The organism is Sphingomonas sp. SUN019, assembly GCF_024758705.1.
Taxonomy (GTDB): domain Bacteria; phylum Pseudomonadota; class Alphaproteobacteria; order Sphingomonadales; family Sphingomonadaceae; genus Sphingomonas.
Genome location: NZ_CP096971.1, coordinates 2,532,323 through 2,549,392, shown reverse-complemented (window position 1 = coordinate 2,549,392; position 17,070 = coordinate 2,532,323). Strand labels below are relative to the sequence as shown.

Annotated in this window: 19 protein-coding genes; 18 read left to right on the top strand and 1 reads right to left on the bottom strand. The window is 67.9% G+C overall.

The window, feature by feature from the left end:
* Window positions 1-185: 185 nt before the first annotated feature.
* The gene (locus M0208_RS12175) at window positions 186-998 is read right to left on the bottom strand and encodes a flagellin (RefSeq protein WP_258891950.1); all 813 of its coding nucleotides are present in this window, start codon (window positions 996-998) and stop codon (window positions 186-188) included.
* 281 nt (window positions 999-1,279) lie between these two features.
* Here M0208_RS12175 and M0208_RS12170 point away from each other — a divergent pair, with 281 nt between their 5' ends.
* The 18 genes from M0208_RS12170 (at window position 1,280) to M0208_RS12080 (ending at window position 16,902) form a co-directional block, all read left to right on the top strand.
* On the top strand, window positions 1,280-2,539 hold the full coding sequence (locus M0208_RS12170; protein WP_258891949.1) for a sigma-54-dependent Fis family transcriptional regulator: 1,260 nt from the start codon (window positions 1,280-1,282) through the stop codon (window positions 2,537-2,539).
* Entirely contained in the window at window positions 2,536-2,883 is a 348-nt protein-coding gene (gene fliE, locus M0208_RS12165; protein WP_258891948.1) for a flagellar hook-basal body complex protein FliE, read from the top strand. Before M0208_RS12170 ends, fliE begins: the two co-directional genes overlap by 4 nt.
* Window position 2,884: 1 nt before the next feature.
* The gene (gene fliF, locus M0208_RS12160; protein WP_258891947.1) at window positions 2,885-4,576 is read left to right on the top strand and encodes a flagellar basal-body MS-ring/collar protein FliF; all 1,692 of its coding nucleotides are present in this window, start codon (window positions 2,885-2,887) and stop codon (window positions 4,574-4,576) included.
* Entirely contained in the window at window positions 4,573-5,586 is a 1,014-nt protein-coding gene (gene fliG / locus M0208_RS12155) for a flagellar motor switch protein FliG (RefSeq protein WP_258891946.1), read from the top strand. Before fliF ends, fliG begins: the two co-directional genes overlap by 4 nt.
* A gap of 25 nt (window positions 5,587-5,611) precedes the next feature.
* Window positions 5,612-6,322, top strand: a complete 711-nt coding sequence (locus tag M0208_RS12150) for a flagellar assembly protein FliH (RefSeq protein ID WP_258891945.1) — start codon at window positions 5,612-5,614, stop codon at window positions 6,320-6,322.
* Window positions 6,323-6,440: 118 nt separating this feature from the next.
* Window positions 6,441-7,769, top strand: a complete 1,329-nt coding sequence (locus M0208_RS12145) for a FliI/YscN family ATPase (protein ID WP_258891944.1) — start codon at window positions 6,441-6,443, stop codon at window positions 7,767-7,769.
* Window positions 7,762-8,181 carry a hypothetical protein gene (locus M0208_RS12140; RefSeq protein ID WP_258891943.1) on the top strand — a complete coding sequence of 140 codons (420 nt, stop codon included), beginning with the start codon at window positions 7,762-7,764 and terminating at the stop codon, window positions 8,179-8,181. Before M0208_RS12145 ends, M0208_RS12140 begins: the two co-directional genes overlap by 8 nt.
* A 9-nt stretch (window positions 8,182-8,190) precedes the next feature.
* Window positions 8,191-9,357 carry a flagellar hook-length control protein FliK gene (locus M0208_RS18500; RefSeq protein WP_309547006.1) on the top strand — a complete coding sequence of 389 codons (1,167 nt, stop codon included), beginning with the start codon at window positions 8,191-8,193 and terminating at the stop codon, window positions 9,355-9,357.
* A gap of 15 nt (window positions 9,358-9,372) precedes the next feature.
* The gene (gene fliL / locus M0208_RS12125; protein ID WP_258891942.1) at window positions 9,373-10,002 is read left to right on the top strand and encodes a flagellar basal body-associated protein FliL; all 630 of its coding nucleotides are present in this window, start codon (window positions 9,373-9,375) and stop codon (window positions 10,000-10,002) included.
* 6 nt (window positions 10,003-10,008) lie between these two features.
* Window positions 10,009-10,968, top strand: a complete 960-nt coding sequence (locus tag M0208_RS12120; RefSeq protein WP_258891941.1) for a flagellar motor switch protein FliM — start codon at window positions 10,009-10,011, stop codon at window positions 10,966-10,968.
* Complete coding sequence (gene fliN / locus M0208_RS12115) at window positions 10,965-11,270, top strand: flagellar motor switch protein FliN (RefSeq protein ID WP_258891940.1); 306 nt, start codon at window positions 10,965-10,967, stop codon at window positions 11,268-11,270. The genes M0208_RS12120 and fliN overlap by 4 nt, the downstream gene beginning before the upstream one ends.
* A 6-nt stretch (window positions 11,271-11,276) precedes the next feature.
* Complete coding sequence (locus M0208_RS12110) at window positions 11,277-11,534, top strand: flagellar biosynthetic protein FliO (protein ID WP_258891939.1); 258 nt, start codon at window positions 11,277-11,279, stop codon at window positions 11,532-11,534.
* The gene (gene fliP / locus M0208_RS12105; protein ID WP_408988094.1) at window positions 11,531-12,403 is read left to right on the top strand and encodes a flagellar type III secretion system pore protein FliP; all 873 of its coding nucleotides are present in this window, start codon (window positions 11,531-11,533) and stop codon (window positions 12,401-12,403) included. The genes M0208_RS12110 and fliP overlap by 4 nt, the downstream gene beginning before the upstream one ends.
* 123 nt (window positions 12,404-12,526) lie before the next feature.
* On the top strand, window positions 12,527-12,808 hold the full coding sequence (fliQ, locus tag M0208_RS12100) for a flagellar biosynthesis protein FliQ (protein WP_258891938.1): 282 nt from the start codon (window positions 12,527-12,529) through the stop codon (window positions 12,806-12,808).
* A gap of 268 nt (window positions 12,809-13,076) precedes the next feature.
* Window positions 13,077-13,850: a flagellar biosynthetic protein FliR gene (fliR, locus tag M0208_RS12095; RefSeq protein WP_258893240.1), complete on the top strand. Its 774-nt coding sequence runs from the start codon at window positions 13,077-13,079 to the stop codon at window positions 13,848-13,850.
* The gene (gene flhB / locus M0208_RS12090; RefSeq protein WP_258891937.1) at window positions 13,850-14,983 is read left to right on the top strand and encodes a flagellar type III secretion system protein FlhB; all 1,134 of its coding nucleotides are present in this window, start codon (window positions 13,850-13,852) and stop codon (window positions 14,981-14,983) included. The genes fliR and flhB overlap by 1 nt, the downstream gene beginning before the upstream one ends.
* 34 nt (window positions 14,984-15,017) lie before the next feature.
* Window positions 15,018-16,502: a flagellar filament capping protein FliD gene (gene fliD, locus M0208_RS12085; protein ID WP_258891936.1), complete on the top strand. Its 1,485-nt coding sequence runs from the start codon at window positions 15,018-15,020 to the stop codon at window positions 16,500-16,502.
* A gap of 1 nt (window position 16,503) precedes the next feature.
* Entirely contained in the window at window positions 16,504-16,902 is a 399-nt protein-coding gene (locus M0208_RS12080; RefSeq protein WP_258891935.1) for a flagellar protein FliS, read from the top strand.
* Window positions 16,903-17,070: the final 168 nt, after the last annotated feature.

Genomic DNA, 17,070 nt, shown 5'->3' with positions numbered 1-17,070 from the left:
CATCAGGATACCGTGTTGGTGGCCGGGAGGGGGAGCGGGCTGGCGCCGTCTCATGCGCGTGAGCGCGTCAGAAACAAGAAAACCCCGGCGCCATCGCTGCCGCCGGGGTTCCCTTCACGCCCATACTCCGGGCGGTACGTCGGAGCCGACACCCTCTCTTGGGGGGCGGCGCCGGCTCCGCCGGATTACTGCAGCAGGCGGAGCACGCCCTGCTGCGACTGGTTGGCCTGCGCTAACATCGCGGTCGACGCCTGGTTCAGGATCTGCGCCTTGGCGAGGTTCGTCGTCTCGGTGGAGAAGTCCGCATCCTCGATCCGGCTGCGCGCGTCCGACAGGTTCGTCGCGTTGCTGGTCAGGTTGTTGACTGCGCTCTCCAGGCGGTTCTGCACCGCGCCCAGGCCCGACCGCGTCGTCGCCACCTTGGCGATCGCCGTATCATAGGCGGTGAGCGCGGCACCGGCTACCGATGCGCCGCCGGTCACGACCGCAGCCAGATCGGTGTCGGTGCTGAGGTCGGACAGCGTCAGCGTGATCGCGTCGGTTGCGTTCGCGCCAGCCTGGATATCGACCGTCGCGTTCGATCCGTCGAACAGGTTCTTGCCGTTGAACGCGGTGTTGGCGATGACGCTGGTGATCTGCGCAGCCAGCGCATCCTGCTCGGCGGCGATGTTGGCGACGTCGCCGGTCGAATACGTGCCGTTCGACGACTGCACCGACAGCTCGCGCATCCGCTGCAGCATGTTGCTGACCTCGTCCAGCGCGCCTTCGGCGGTCTGCGCCAGGCTGATGCCGTCGTTGGCGTTGCGGATGCCCTGGTTCATGCCGCGGATCTGCGAGGTCATCGACGTGGAGATGGCGAGGCCGGCGGCGTCGTCCTTGGCCGAATTGATGCGCTTGCCGGTCGACAGGCGCTCCATCGACGCCGACAGCATCTTCGATGCGCTGGTCGACGCGTTCGACGCGCGGAGTGCCGAGGTGTTGCTTGCGATAACGCTCATGGTGATTCCCTTTCGGTTTGCTTCGGACGTTCCGCCTGCCCCCCAGAGAGCGAATGGCCGAGCCGTCAGCACACCAAACGGCCGCGCACCGGCAAGCTTTAGCCGGAATTTTCAGCCATCCCGGCAAAGCCCTGCCGCCGCCGGTTGCCGGGCCGGGCGGCGGCGACCCGCCCATATAGAGATCACACGCGCGCCCGGAAAAATATTGCCGCCCGGCTGCCGCTTATACCCCTCGTTAACCATTGGCGGTGCATTGGAAACATCGAGAGACAGGGGGAAAAATGCGCTCGATCGTTCCATCCGCGGCCATCGCCAACACCCATATCGCGCTCGTTTCGTCGCTGCGCGCACAGGGGTTCACGGTCGATCAGCCCGGCGCCCGGCCGCAACCGCACACCGCGTACCTCGTCGCCGAGGGAGAGGCCTCGCCCGTCCCGGCGCGCACGCTGGTGATTCGCGGCGGAGGCCGCCACGTCGCACCGCACCGCGACGGCGCCCCCGCGCAGATCGCCTTCGGCCACGCCGACGCCGCGGTCGGCAACGCATTCGCCCGCGCCTTGATCGCCGGCCCGGAAATGCCGACCGCCGCCGATCCCGAGAGCCTGGCGCTCCTCGCGCTCGCCGAACGCGTCGCGCAGGCCGACATCACCGTCCTCATCAACGGCCCCACCGGCACCGGCAAGGAAGTCCTCGCCCGCACGATCCACAACACGTCCGCGCGCAAGGACGGGCCGTTCATCGCGATCAACTGCGCCGCGCTCCCCGAAACCATGCTGGAGGCGATGCTGTTCGGGCATCAGAAGGGTTCGTTCACCGGCGCATCGTCGGGCGGCGAAGGCTTCTTCCGCGCTGCGCACGGCGGCACGATATTGCTGGACGAAATCGCCGAAATGCCGCTGTCGCTGCAAGCCAAATTGCTCCGCGTGCTGCAGGAGCGCGAGGTCGTGCCGATCGGCGCGACGCATCCGCAAGCGATCGATGTCCGCGTCATCGCCTGCGCCAACCGCGATCTTCAGAGCGAAGTCGCCGAGGGCCGCTTCCGCGCCGATCTCTATTACCGCCTGTCGGTGTTCCCGCTCGCGACCAAGCCGCTCGCTGACCGTCCGCAGGACATCCCCGCGCTCGCCGCGACGATGATCCTGCGCCACGCTGGCACGCGCGCTGTCGTGCCGTGGCCATCGCATGACGCGATCGCGACGCTCTGCGACCACGACTGGCCAGGCAACGTCCGCGAGCTGGAAAACGTCATCCAGCGCGCTTTGCTGTTCTGCGGCGGCGACACGATCGAGGCGCATCACATCGTCTTCGATCGCCCCGCCACCCCGCGCGCGGCCAACGACGGTCCCGCGACGCTCGGTCAGGTCGTCCAGTTCAGCGAATTCGCCGCGATCCGCGAAACCATGAAGGCGTGCGGCGGCAGCCGGATCGAAACCGCCAAGCGCCTCGGCATTTCGGAACGAACCTTGCGTTACCGTCTCGCGAAGGCGCGCGAGCAGGGTGAAGACATCGCCCAGCCGCACGATCGGAGGCTGATGGCATGAGCGCAATTGGGGGAATCGGCGGGGTCGACCGGGTGATGGCGCTGCGTGCGCAGATCCTGGAACGCAACCAGGCGCTCGCCCGCGCCAACACCGCGGCCAGCGCCACGCCCGTGGCGACGCAACCGACCAGCTTCGCCGACACGATGGAGGGCGCGTTGAAAAACGTGAACGCCGTCCAGCAAAAGGCGTCGGCGTTGTCGGAAAGCTACGAACGCGGCGAAACGATCGACATCGCCAAGGTGATGCTCGCCCGGCAGGAAGCCTCGGTCGGCTTCGAGGCCACGCTGCAGGTCCGCAACAAGATCCTGTCCGCCTACAAGGACATCATGAGCATGCCGGTCTGATATGGCGAACGCCCTCACCCCGTCGAACCCGGTCATCCCCGAACGGTTCGCCAACCCGCTGAAACAGGTCGAAGGCCTGCTGGCGCAACCCGCGGTGCGCCGCGCCGGTCCCGCCGTCCTGATGGTCGGTCTTGTCGGCGCCGCCGCGCTCGCGTGGTCCGCGCTCGCCGCGCCGCCGCAGAAGACGCTCTTCACCGGCCTGCCCGACAGCGACAAGGCCGCGGTCACCACCGCGCTGACCGCCGCGGCGATCGACAGCAAGATCGATGACGGCACCGGCGCGCTGACGGTCGCGGAGGAGGATTTTTCCCGTGCCCGCCTATTGCTCGCAGGCCAGGGCCTGCCAAAGGCCGCGCCCGGCGGCTATGCGATCCTCGACCAGCTCCCGATGGGCGTCAGCCGCGCGGTAGAGGGCGAACGCCTGCGCCAGGCGCGCGAAACCGAACTCGCGCGCTCGATCCAGGAGATCGATGCGGTGGTCGAGGCGCGGGTCCATCTCGCCATGCCCGAAACCACCGTGTTCGTGCGCGACAATGCCGCACCGTCGGCGTCGGTCGTCGTAAAGCTTGCTGGTGGCCGTGCGCTCAGCGACGCGCAGGTTAGCTCGATCGTCAATCTCGTCGCCTCGTCGGTCCCGGGCATGAAGCCGGAGGGCGTGACCGTCGTCGACCAGATGGGCGGACTGCTCTCCAAATCGGGGCAGGATGCGGGCAGCGGCAACGAGGAACGCATCCGCTTCCAACGCCAGCTGGAGGACAAATACCGCCAGCAGCTGATCCAGCTACTGACGCCGCTCGTCGGTGCGGGCAATTTCACCGCCGAGGTGCAGGCCGACGTCAACCTCGACGAAACCAGCGCCACGCGCGAAAGCTTCGAAAAGCAGGGCGCGCTGCGCGCCGAAACCGGCGCATGGACCGGCAATCCGGCGGCAGGTTCAACGCCGGGCGGCATCCCCGGCGCGCTCAGCAACACGCCCCCGCCTGCCAGCACGATCCAGCAGCCGCAGGCCGCGACCGGCGCATCGGGCGCGACGCCCGGCCAGACTCCGGGCGCGCCCACCAGCGACGCGCAGAAGCAGTCGGACCAGTTCCAGCGCGCCTATGATCTCGGCAAGGAAGTGTCGGTCACGCGCAATGCGCCGGGCAGCATCAAGCGGCTGTCGGTCGCGGTGCTGCTGCGCGATCCCGAAAAGGGCCGCCGCACCGCGATGGAGGTCAACCAGATCACCGAGCTCGTGCGCAGCGCAGTCGGCTTCGACCAGGCGCGCAACGACAACGTAACCGTCATCAGCCGCAAATTCGCCGACGGCACCACCGCCGCCGCCAACGACGGCCCGGCATGGTACGACAACAGCTGGCTGCCGATGCTGGCGCGCAACCTGACCGCCATCATTATCGCGATGCTCGTCCTGATGCTCGGCATCCGCCCCCTCGCAAAGGCGCTGATGAAGCGCCGCGACGACACGCCTGTCGCACCGATCGGCGGCCTAGCCGGCGCGTTCGGGGTCGGCGCCGCCGCACCCGGCGCGACCGGCGCGGACGGAATCGCCGTCGCCGCCCCGGTCGGGCTCGACCAGCTCGCCGGCGCGCGCAATTTCGACGATCGCGTCGGCGCGGTCCGCGGCTTCACCCGCGACAATCCGGCGCGCGCTGCACTGGCCGTCCGTGACATGATCAAGGCCGACGCCCGATGAGCGCTGAACTGCCGATCCGCAGCTACACCGGCGTCGAACGCGCCGCGGTGCTGATGATGCTCGTCGGTGAGGAAGAAGCCGCCGCGATCCTGCAGAAACTGGAGCCCGACGAAGTGCGTCAGCTTGGTGCTGCGATGTTCAACGTCGCCGACGTGAGCGAGACCGAGGTCGGCGACGTGCTCGACGATTTCGTCGGCCGGGCGCGCGAACGGACCGGCATCAATTTCGACCCGAAGCCAAAGATCACGGCGGTGATGCACCGCGCGCTCGGCACCGAAAAGGCCGACAGCGTGCTCGCGCGCATCACCCCTGCAGAGGCGGCGTGCGAGATCGACCTGCTCGACTGGCTCGATGCGCCCGAAATCGCTGGCATGCTGGAAAAAGAACACCCGCAGATCGCCGCCGTTCTGATCGCCAATCTCGATCCCGCGATCGGTGGCCAGGTGCTCGAACTGCTGCCCGACGCGGCGCAGCCCGACATCCTCCACCGCATCGCGAAACTGGGGCCGATCACGCCCGAAGCGGTCGAAACCTTGCGCACCATGCTCGCCAACCGCGCCGGCGGCGCGGGGCAGCAGCAGCAGGTCCAGCTGGGCGGCACGCGCGGTGCGGCGAAGATCCTGCAGGGCGCGCGCAAAGCGACCGAACAGCGTGTGATGCCGAAGCTGTTCAAGCTCGACAAGGAAACCGCCAAGGCGATCGAGGAGGCGATGTTCGTCTTCGACAACCTCCTCGACATGGACGACAAGAACCTCGGCACGCTGATCCGCAACATCGACGGCGACATCCTGACGCGCGCCCTAAAGGGCATCGACGAGGCGGCGCGGACGCGTTTCCTCGGCTGCATGTCCGCGCGCGCTGCCGACGGCATCCGCGACGAGATGGAGGCCCGCGGACCGATGAAACTGTCCGAAGTGCTCGAAGCGCAAAAGGTCATCATCCAGATCGCGCGCAATCTCGCCAAGGACGGCACGATCATGATGGGCGGGGGCGAAGACGATTATGTTTGAGGGTCGCATCGAAGCAGCACCTGCCATGCCGGGAAGTTTCACGCCCGGCCTGGCGTCGCGCCACGACGACGCCGCCTTCGCGCTGCGCCGCGCGTTCGCCGACCGCCCGATCGGCTTCGCGCCCGCCGATCTGCTGGCGCGCATCCGCGACGCCGCACCCGATCTCGCCCCAAAGCATTTTCACCCCGCCGACCGCGACAGCAATCCGACCGATGGCTGGGATCCGCTCGATGCGAACGCAGCCCCGTTCATCGATCCCGTAGAAGCCGCCCGCGCCGCAGGCTATGCCGAAGGTCTCGCCGCCGCCAACGCAGGCGCGGCGAAGGCGGTCGAGCGCGACCGCGCGCTGCTCGACGACCTGCTCGCCGCGCTGCGCGCCGACGACCGCATCGACCGCGATGCGATCGCGGGCAAATTGCGCCAGACCGTGACCTTCCTCGTCGGCAAGCTGGTCGGCGAAATCGGCATCTCCGCCGACATCCTCGCCGCCCGCATCGAAGCCGCCGCCAGCCTGCTCGCCGACGCCACTGAATCCGCCATGCTCCGCGTCCATCCCGACGACGTGGCGCTGCTCGACGGCCGCCTGCCCTCGACGATCTTCGCGGTCGGCGACGAAGCCGTCGCGCGCGGCAGCTTCGTGCTCGAAGCCGCGTCGACGATCGTCGAGGACGGCCCCGACCTCTGGCTCGAACAACTGACCCACGCGATCGACCGCGTCGCGGTGCCGAAGGCGTGACCCCAAATCCCCTTGCGCCCGTCTTTGCGAGCGGAGCGAAGCAATCCAGGGCGGCGTGGCGGACGCTGGATTGCTTCGCTCCGCTCGCAAAGACGAAGGACGCGACCGGACCAACCCCATGCTGAATCGCTTCACCGCCGACTATCTCGATCAGCTCGGCCACGCCGATTTCCGCCCGACGCCAAAGGTTTCGGGCCGCCTCGCCTCGTTCGACGGCCTGCTGATGGAGGCGATCGGCCTGACGCTGCCGGTCGGCACAGTCTGCCAGGTCGGCACGCGTCAGGTCGGGGTCGAAGCGGAGGTGATCGGCTTCCGCAACGGTCGAACCTTGCTGATGAACCTCGGCGGACCCGCCGCGCTCCTGCCGCAGATGCCGGTGCGCCCGATCGGCCCTCCCGGTGAAGCGGAAGTCGGCGCGGCGCTGCTCGGTCGCGTCGTCGACGGCGCGGGCAAGCCGATCGACGGGCTCGGCCCGATCCGCGGCGCAGGCCGCTGGCCGCTCGGCGGCAAGCTGCAATCCCCGCTCGATCGCGGTCGCGTGCTCGAACCGCTCGACGTCGGCGTGCGGGCGATCAACGGCCTGCTCACGATCGGCCAGGGCCAGCGCGTCGGCATCATGGCGGGTTCCGGCGTCGGCAAATCGGTGCTGCTCGGCATGATCGTCCGTGCCGCGCAAGCCGACGTCATCGTCATCGGCCTGATCGGCGAACGCAGCCGCGAAGTCGCCGACTTTCTCGAAACCAAGGTCGCGGGCGATGCGCGCAAACGCTCGGTCGTCGTCGCGGTCCCCGCCAACCATTCTCCCGTGCTCCGCATCCGCGGCGCCCTGCGCGCCACCGCCATCGCCGAAGGCTTCCGCGCCGAGGGCAAGAGCGTCCTCCTCATCATGGATTCGCTCACCCGCGTCGCCCACGCCGGGCGCGAGATCGGCCTGGCGCTCGGCGAACCCGCCAGCGCGCGCGGCTACCCGCCGTCGGCCATCGCGATGCTGCCGAACCTGATCGAGCGCGCCGGGACCGACGTCAACACCGGCGGATCGATCACCGCGATCTACACCGTGCTGGCCGACGGCGACGACGGCAACGACCCGGTCGTCGATTCGGCGCGCTCGATCCTCGACGGGCATATCGTGCTCAGCCGCGCGCTGGCCGAACACGGCGTCTACCCCGCGATCGACGTGTCGAAATCGGTCAGCCGCGTGATGACCGACATCGCCGATGCTCCGCATATCAGGGCCGCGCGCGTGCTGCGCCGCCACCTCGCCACCTATGAAGAGAACCGCGACCTCGTCCTGATGGGCGCGTATCGCCACGGCAGTGACGCGGACATCGACGCCGCCATCGCCTATCATCCCGCGGTCATGGAATTTGTCAAACAGGATGCCGACGCGCAGGTCTCGTTGCCCGATTCGGTCGCCGAATTGACCGGCGTGTTCGGCGATGGCTGACGCCAGAAAACTCGCCCGCATTCACCGCGTCCGCTCGCTGCAACTCGGCCTCGCACAAGCCGAGGAACTACGCGTCCGCGACATCGCCGCCAGCGAAGCGCAACTCTCGCACCGCATCGCCCAGCTCGCCGCCGCGGTCGCGCCAGCGCCCCGCGCCGATGGCGCGGTGACGCTCGCCGCCGCCGCGCATTACCGCGACCGCCTCCACCGCTCGGCCGAAAGCGCCACCAACCGCGTCCGCGCCGCCGAAGCCGAAGCCGCGCGCGCCGCCGAAGCGACCCGCTCGGCTAAGCGCGATCAGAGCGCGGTCGAGAAACTCCTCGCCCGCGCCGAGGCCGACGCCGCGCTCCGCGCGATCCGCGCATTGCAGGACGCCCCACCGGTCAGGAAAATCCGGCACGATCCTTGCTGATCGGGGCGCATGATGGCGCTCTCCCTGCTCAACATCACGACGGCTAGTCCCACCGCGCCCGCCGGGCCACCCGGCGTCGCGCCGGCGATCGGCGCGTTCGACCTTCTCATGCCGATCGCCGATGCCGCCGACCCGCGGCATGAACCTGCCCCGGACGGCAAGGAAATCGGCAAGTATGTGCCGGTCGACACCACCGAAACGCCGAACCCGCTCGCCTGGCTGACCCCGCCGCTCGCACCACCGGTATCGAAACCGCTAACCGAGCACCGCAGCGAGGACATGCCGCTCGCGAAACCGCTCGCACCGCCCGTATCGCCGCAATTGCCGTCGGCAATTCTCGACACCCCGGTCGCCGCACCCGCCACGCCTGCCGTGCCCGTCGTATCAACAGCGAACCCGGACGCCATCGCGCACAAGCCCTCGACGCCGCCGCTGATCGCGCCACGCGAACCGATGATCGCTCCCGCGGTTCTCCCGCAAGCGCCGCCCGTCCCCGCGGCGACACCCCAGTCGCTTGGCAAGTCGTCTGGCACAACTTCGCCACGTGAAGCGCGCGACCTGCCCAAACCGGTCAGCCGCCGCGAACCGGGCGTCGCGCTAGAGGTCCGGCCCCTCCAGACCGCACCGGCGCCGACGACGCCCCGCATCGCCCCCGCCGCGCTGGTGTTCGCCGACGCCATCCACCGCGCCGCGCGCGACGATCGCGCGCCCGCATCGCCCGAGGCCGCGATCCTCGCCGCCGCATCCGACATCAAGACCCACGCCGTCGCCGCCACCGCCGACGCGCAGCACGGCGCGCTCGACTTGCGGCAGGAGCAATGGCCCGCGCGCATGATCGAGCGGATCGACGCGTTGCGCGACGCCGCCAACGCGAACGACACTAGCATCCGCCTGATCCCCGATGCGCTCGGCAAGATCGACGTCTCGCTGAAGCGAGATGGCGACACCGTCGCGGTCCACTTCACCGCGCAACATGCCGAAACGCGCCAGTTGCTGGCCGACGCCGCGCCGAAACTCGCCGAACTCGCCGAAGCGCGCGGGCTGAAGCTCGCGCAGGGCGGTGCGGACACCGCTAGCCAACAGCAGCAGCGTCAGCAGCCCGCCGCGCCGGCCGCCGCCGCGCAGCGCCGCGCGCGCACCGACGATACCGAATCAACAGACACCCGAATCGCCTGAACCTGAGGGGGACTTATGAGCGACAACACCGAAACGGCGACGCCCGAGCCGAAGAAGAAAAAGGGCAAGATGGGCAAGATCATCGTGCTCGCGCTGGGCCTGCTGGTGCTGGTCGGCGGCGGCGTCGGCGCGGGCCTGTACGCCGCGGGTTCCGGCTTGGTCGGCGGCGGCGTGCACGCCGAGGAGGAGGACAAGCCGAAACTGGTCCCGAAAAGCGAACAGAAGCGCGCCGGCGAAGATGGCGAAGCGTCGGGCGGCGGCCACGAGGAAGCCGCGCCCGCCGAAGACCACGGCAAGCCCACGCCCAAAGGCGAAGGCGGCGAGAAATACGCCTCCAATTACTACGCCATGGAGAAGGAATTCACCGCCAATCTGCAGGATTCGGTGCATTACATCCAGGTCGGCGTCGCCATCGCGACGCCGTACGACGACACCGTCGTCCAGAACATCAAGACCAACGACATCGCGATTCGCTCGGCGATCCTGATGGCGCTCGGCGACACGACCGAGGATCAGGTCTTCACCTCCGACGGCAAGAAGGCGCTGCAGAAGCGCCTAGCGGTCGCGATCAACGAAACGCTGAAGGAAAAGGAAGGCTTTGGCGGCGTTGGTAACGTCTACTTTACCAATTTTGTTGTTCAGTGATCGGGCATGGTTAACACGCCCGCAACCCCGGCTTCAGCCACCACCCCGGACACGTCGGATCGGCGTGAGCGCGGCCGCGTCGATCTCGTCCAGCCGGGCGGGCTCGGGGTGGCGAAGCTCAACCCGTTCGGCGATCTGCACACGCTGCAGCATCTGTCCGCGCGGCTCGCGCGGGGGTTGCGCGCGGTGTTCGAACCGTTGGTGCGCGAAGAGGTCCGCGCCTGGGCCGAGCCGCTCGTCGTCCAGCGCTTCGCCGACTACCGCGCCGAACGCCCCGACAAGCTCACCGCCTGGCTGCCGCTCGGCATGGACGATCGCGCCGCGCTCTGCGTGATCGACGGGAAATTCGTGCTCGAACTGCTCGACCTGTTCTTCGGCGGCAACGGTGCCGCCCCGCACGACATGCCGACCGAATTCTCTCCCGCGGCAGAGGCGATGGTGACGCGGCTGGGCGCGATGATCGCCGACCCGCTGACCACCGCCTGGGAGCCGCTGGCGCGCGTCGCCTTCTCGGTCGGGCACGTCGAATCGAACCCGTCGATGCTGCAGTCGATCGATGGCGAGGACGCGATGATCGTCACGCGCTTCGGCATCGCACGCGGCGCGGCGAAGCCCGTCTTCCTCGATCTGGTCTATCCCGTCACCGCGCTGAAACCGCACGGCACCGCGCTGACCGGCAAGGTTGTCGCGAAAGCGGTCGAACAGGACGGCGCATGGCGCACCGCGCTGACCCGCGCCGCGATGGGCGTGAAGTTCCCGGTCCGCTCGGTGCTCGCCGAACCCGTTATCAGCCTCGCCGTGCTGATGAACCTGAAGCCCGGTGACGTGATCCCGGTCAGCTTCGGGGATGACATTCCGGTGATGGTCGGCGGCGACCGGCTCGGCACCGGCACCGTCGGCACTTCGAACGGCCACGCCGCGATCCGCCTTTCCAAACTCGCCTCGCTCGAAGGACTGAATCCATGAACGACATGACCGGCGCTTTCCCGGTCGATGGTGCTGTCGCGGCCAATTTCCGGCTACTGCAGGACGTCGATGTAAAGCTGACCGTAGAGATCGGCTCGACCCAGCTGACACTGCGCGAACTGCTCGCGCTCGGCGAATCGAGCGTGATCGAACTAGACCGTCAGGCCAACGAACTGCTCGACGTGTTCGTCAACGGCACGCTGATCGGCCGCGGCGAGGTGGTCACCGTCGGCGACCGTTTCGGGGTACGGATGACCGAGCTGGTCAATCCGGACAAAGCACCAGCAGCAGCGCGCGGCTGATCCCCCATGATGTGGTCCTACATCCTCAAGCTCATCGTCCTGCTCCCGCTCGTCTGCGGGCTGATGATCGGTTGCCTGTATCTGTGGCGGCGGCTGGAAAGCCGGATGCCGGGCAAGCCGACCTCGCGCATGATCGCGGTCAAGGAAACGATGATGATCTCGCCCGGCCTGCGCCTCGCGGTGATCGATTTCGAAGGCAAGCGCCTGCTCGTCTCGGTCGGGCGCGGCGGCGTGGCGCTGATCGACAAGAGTGACGCGCTGTGAGCGTCACCCGCACCGGCAACGGCCCTGCGCTGATCGCGGATCGTCATGACGTCGCAGCGCCCGCGCATGGCGGCGGGGGCAAGCTCCTTCTCGTCCTGCTCGCCCTTATCGTCGCGCTCTTTGTCGCAATGCCCGCGTTCGCGCAGGTAGCCCCCGCCGCCGTCCCGCCCGTCCCCGGCGCAGGCGACGCGGTCGATCGCGCGCTGGGGCAACTCGGCGGCGGCCAGAACGGCTCCGGCTCGCTGTCGCTCAGCTTGCAAGTCCTCATCATCATGGGGCTGCTGTCGATCCTGCCCGGAATCATCCTGATGATGACCAGCTTCACGCGGATCATCATCGTACTCGCGATCCTGCGTCAGGCGCTGGGCCTGCAGCAGACCCCGCCGAACCAGGTGCTGATCGGCCTGTCGCTGTTCCTGTCGTTCTTCGTGATGGCCCCGGTCATCACCCAGATCAACACGACCGCGATCCAGCCCTATTCGGCCGGGCAGATCGGCGGCACCGACATGATCAAGACCGCGGGCGCGCCGCTCCACGCCTTCATGACCAAACAGACCCGCGTGAAGGATCTGACGATGTTCGCGCAGATGGCGAAATCCGGGCCGTACACATCGCCCAAGGACGTGCCCTATTCGGTCCTCCTCCCCGCCTTCGTCACCAGCGAATTGAAGACCGCGTTCCAGATCGGTTTCCTCGTGTTCCTGCCGTTCATCGTCATCGACCTCGTCGTCGCGACCGTCCTCATGTCGCTCGGCATGATGATGATGTCGCCCACCATCATCTCGCTCCCGTTCAAGCTGCTGCTGTTCGTCCTCGTCGACGGCTGGGCGCTGACCATGGGCAGTTTGGCCAACAGTTTCGCAACCTGACTTCTCCCCTCCCCTTCAGGGGAGGGGCCGGGGGTGGGGTCTCTCCGCGAGCGAAGCGCTGGTGGAAACGACCCCACCCCAACCCCTCCCCTGAAGGGGAGGGGCTAAAGAAAGAAAGAACCAATGAACCCCGTCGTCGACGCCGATTATTTCCTGACCGTCGCCAATCAGACGATGTGGGTGCTGGCGCTCGCCGCGGCGCCGATCCTGATCCCGGCGCTCGTCTCCGGCCTGATCCTCGGCATGATCCAGGCCGCGACCTCGATCCAGGAACAGACCCTGTCGTTCGTTCCGAAGCTCGTCGTGGTCGCGGTATCGATCATGGTGTTCGGCGCGCTGATCCTGGGGCTGCTGAGCGACTTCACCGTCGACATATTCAGCCGCATCCCGGACTTGGTACGGTGACGCGCCGCGCAGGCGCGGCCACGTCCGCGCGCCTTGCGCAAGCGCGGCCGACCTCGGCCTCGCCGAGGTTCGACGACGCGGCTTTGCCGCGGCGCTGCACCGCTACGACAATCCCGTCGCGGCAAAGCCGCCCTTCGACTGCCTGCCAAGGCAGGCGCTCAGGACAGGCCGACCTGGGCGAAGCCCAGGTCGTCGGTCGGGCGCTCAGCGCCCGCCGGCCGGGCTTGCCCGCGTGGCGCGCAGCGTGCGCGCTCTCGCGGTCTTCGCCATGCTAGGCTTCGGCCTCTCGATCGAGCCCCAGATCTGGGCGCTGGTGTTCGTGATGATCCGCGTCGGCGCGGCGTTCGTCGCCGCGCCGGTGTTCGGCAACGTGTCGGTCCCGCTCCCCGTCCGCGTCACCTTGTCGGGGGCGATCGGCGTGCTGGTGCTGGGCAGCAACAATATCATGCCGCCGCCGCAGGTATTCGCGTTCGCCACCTTCCTCGCCATCGCCGCCGAAGCATTGGTCGGCCTCGCATTGGGCTTCATCCTCCAGATCGCGTTCGCCGCGCCGCTGATCGCGGGTGAGATCATCGGCGGATCGATGGGCCTCGGCTTCGCCAACATGATCGACCCCAACAGCGGTCGCGCGTCGCCCGCGATCGGCCAGTTCCTCTCGATCCTGATGACCTTGCTGTTCCTGTCGCTCGACGGCCATCTCGTCCTCGTCGACATGATCCTGAAAAGCTACGTCGCGCTCCCGCCGGGGGCCGCGTGGATGAGCGCGGGGCAGCTTCGCGACATCGCATTGTTCGGCGGCTACGCCTTCCTCGCCGGACTGCTGCTCGCGCTGCCGGTCGGGTTCCTGCTGCTCTGCCTCAACCTGATCGTCGGCATGATCTCGCGCTCGGCCCCAGCGCTAAACCTCTTCTCGATCGGCCTCCCCGCCAGCCTCGCGGTCGGCGTGATCGCCCTGGCGATCGCCTTCCCCGCGATGGGCGACTACATGCTCGTCATCGTCCGTGAGACGCTCGCCGCCACGCAAAGCCTGGTGCTCGGCTGATGGCGGACGAATTCGGCGAAAAGACAGAAGCCCCAACCTCCAAGCGTCGCAAGGACGCGACCGACAAGGGCGACGTCCTCAAATCCCGCGAATTCGCGACCGCGCTCGTCGTGCTCGCGGGCGTCTGCTGGCTCGCCTTCTTCGGCCCCGCCTTGGTCTCCGCGTGCAAAGGCGTGATGGCCGCCAGCTTCCAGTTCGGCCGCGGAGATGTCGAGGATTTCCAGCCGTGGCGTCCGCTCGCCGAGGCCGGATGGCGTCTGCTCCCCAGCCTCGCCACCTTGTTCGCCATCACCGTCTGCGCGGCGATCCTCAGCCAGGCCGGTCTCGGCTCGCTGCGCTTCAACGCCAAGCTGCTCGCGCCCAAGACCAATCGCGTGAACCCCGCCTCGGGCCTCAAACGCATCTTCGGCATGAACGGCTGGGTCGAACTCGGCAAATCGATCCTCAAGGTCGTCTTGCTCGGCTCGATCGGCACATGGCTGCTGTGGAAGGCGTCGGGCGCGACGCTCGCGCTCGCTTCCGCCGATCTCCCCGCCGCACTCGATTCATTGGGCGGCACGCTGACGCATATCCTGATCGTGATGGCTTTGGGCCTCGTCGCGATCGCCGGCTTCGACGTACCGATGCAGCTGTTCCAGCTGTTCAAGAAACTCCGCATGACGAAGCAGGAGGTGAAGGACGAGAACAAGGAGAGCGAAGGCAATCCCGAACTGAAGGGCCACATCCGCGCGAAGCAGCGCGCCGTCCTCAGCCGCGGTATGCGCAAATCGGTCGCCGAGGCGCACGTCGTCCTCACCAACCCGACACATTTCGCGGTGGCGCTCCGCTACGATCGCGGACGCGACCAGGTGCCCGTCGTCGTCGCCAAGGGCCGCGGCGCGACCGCGCTCGCCATTCGCGAAGCCGCGGGCGAGATGGCGGTCCCGATCCTCGAATATCCCACCCTCGCCCGCGCGGTCTATTACACTAGCCGCGAAGGGCAGGAGGTCCGCGACGACCTCTACCTCGCGATCGCCACCGTACTCGCTTTCGTCTTCGGCCTGAACGCCGCGGCGGGCGGCACCGCGCCCGCCCCGATCATCGACGTGCCGAAAACCGCACGCTTCGACGAACATGGTGTGAATCAGGGGTAAAGAAACGCCGGCCGCGGCCGTTTGAGAGAGTGATATGGTAACGACCACCGGCACCACCAGCACGACCTCCACCGCCAACGTGACGAGCGCGGCGGCGCAGTCGCTGCTGACCTCGCTCGACGCAGGCTCGGGCGTCGACACCGACTCGCTCGTCAAGGGACTGGTCGAGGCGCAGTTCGCGGCCAAGAACGCCGCGCTCACCGCCAGATCCGAAAAGCTGACCTCGCAGATCTCGGGCGTCTCGACGCTGAAGAACACCATCACCGATTTCGCCGCCGCGCTGGAAAACCTCGCGAAGGGCGGCACGCTCGCGTCGCAACCGGTCAGCTCCGCGCCCGGCGTGCTGTCGGTCAGCGCGCTCGGCGGCGCAAAACTGTCGGGCTTCACCGCCAGCGTCCGCGTCGACCGCCTCGCGACCGCACAGACCGCGGTTAGCCGCACCCCGGTCGCCAGTAAGGACGCCGCGATCGGCACCGGCACCTTCACGCTGCAACTCGGCACCGCGACCTACAATCCCGACGGCAGCATGGCCTCGCTCGCCGCCGGCAGCAGCGCCGCCATGACGATCGACATCACGTCCGCCAACAATTCGCTGACCGGCATGGCCGCCGCGATCAACGCCAGGAAAGCGGGCGTCACCGCCTCCGTCGTCACCGACGCCAACGGCGACGCCTATCTCTCGCTGAAGGGCGCGACCGGCACCGCCCAAGCGTTCACGCTGCAGGCGACCAGCGACCCCGGCGGCACGCTGTCCGCGTTCAACGTCGGCCCCGGCGGCGGACTCGCGATCACGTCGCAGTCGGGCAATGCCCAATTGGTCGTCGACGGCGTCGCGGTCGAACGCGCGTCAAACTCGATCAGCGACCTGGTCGACGGCGTGAAGCTCGAACTATCGGGCGTCTCCACCACGCCGGTTTCGCTCTCCTCGACCACGCCCACCGCCGCGCTCTCGTCGGCCGTGAATGATTTCGTCGCCACCTATAACGAGGTGATGGCGATCATCCAGGAACAGACCGATCCGATCACCGGCGTGCTGCGCGGCGATTCGGGCGCGCAGAATTTCCTGCGCCAGATGAAGGCGCTGACGCTGAAGCCGTTGCTGACGGGCGCAGCGGACGGCACGCCGAAGACGCTCGCCGACCTCGGCGTCGGCACGACCCGCACCGGCACGCTTAGCGTCAATGCGGATACGCTCGTCGCCGCGATCAAGAACAACCCCGCCTCGATCGAGGCGATGTTCGCCATCACCTCGGACGGAAACGGCCTGATCGGTGCGCTGAATTCGGTGAAGCTGAACGCCACCAGCACGCTCTACGGCCTCGGCGCATCGTCGGTCCGCTTCACCGCGGCGCAAAGCGAGCTGGCCGAACAGAAGGACAAGATCGCCGATCAATCGACCAACATGTCCGATCGCCTGACCCAGCAATTCGCCTCGATGAACGCGAAGGTCGCCGCCTACAAATCCACCCAGACCTTCCTGGAAAACCAGATCAAGGCCTGGAACAACTCGGACAATTGAAGTGGCGTATGCGTCCGCGCTGTTGCGCAACCCCGCCCAGACGTATCGCGAGATCGACCTCGCCGGCCGCACCGCGAATGCGGACGGCCCGGCGCTGGTGCAATTGCTGTACGAGGAACTGATCCAGGCGCTGCGCGTCGCCGCCTGGGCCGCCGAACGAAAGCAATTCGCCACCAAGAGCGAACGCGTCACCCGCGCCACCGCGATCCTGTTCGCGCTGGAGGCGGGGCTGGATTTCGAGAAAGGCGGCGACGTATCGACGACGCTGGCGCGGCTCTACGCAGGCGCACGGCGGCAGGTGATCGACGCGAGCCTCGGCCAGGATGGCGCGCCGTTCCGATCGGTCGCCGATACGTTCGAGGAAATCGGCGCAGCGTGGCGGACGGCGCGCGCGGCGTAGCAAAGCCCCTCCCCTTCAGGGGAGGGGTTGGGGTGGGGTCTATCCACGGGCGACAGTGCCTGAGGCACGACCCCACCCCCAACCCCTCCCCTGAAGGGGAGGGGCGAGCCAGGCCGCCTCGCGAATAGCTAAGAAACTTTTGATCGGCTCACGTCGATAGTCAGTGCT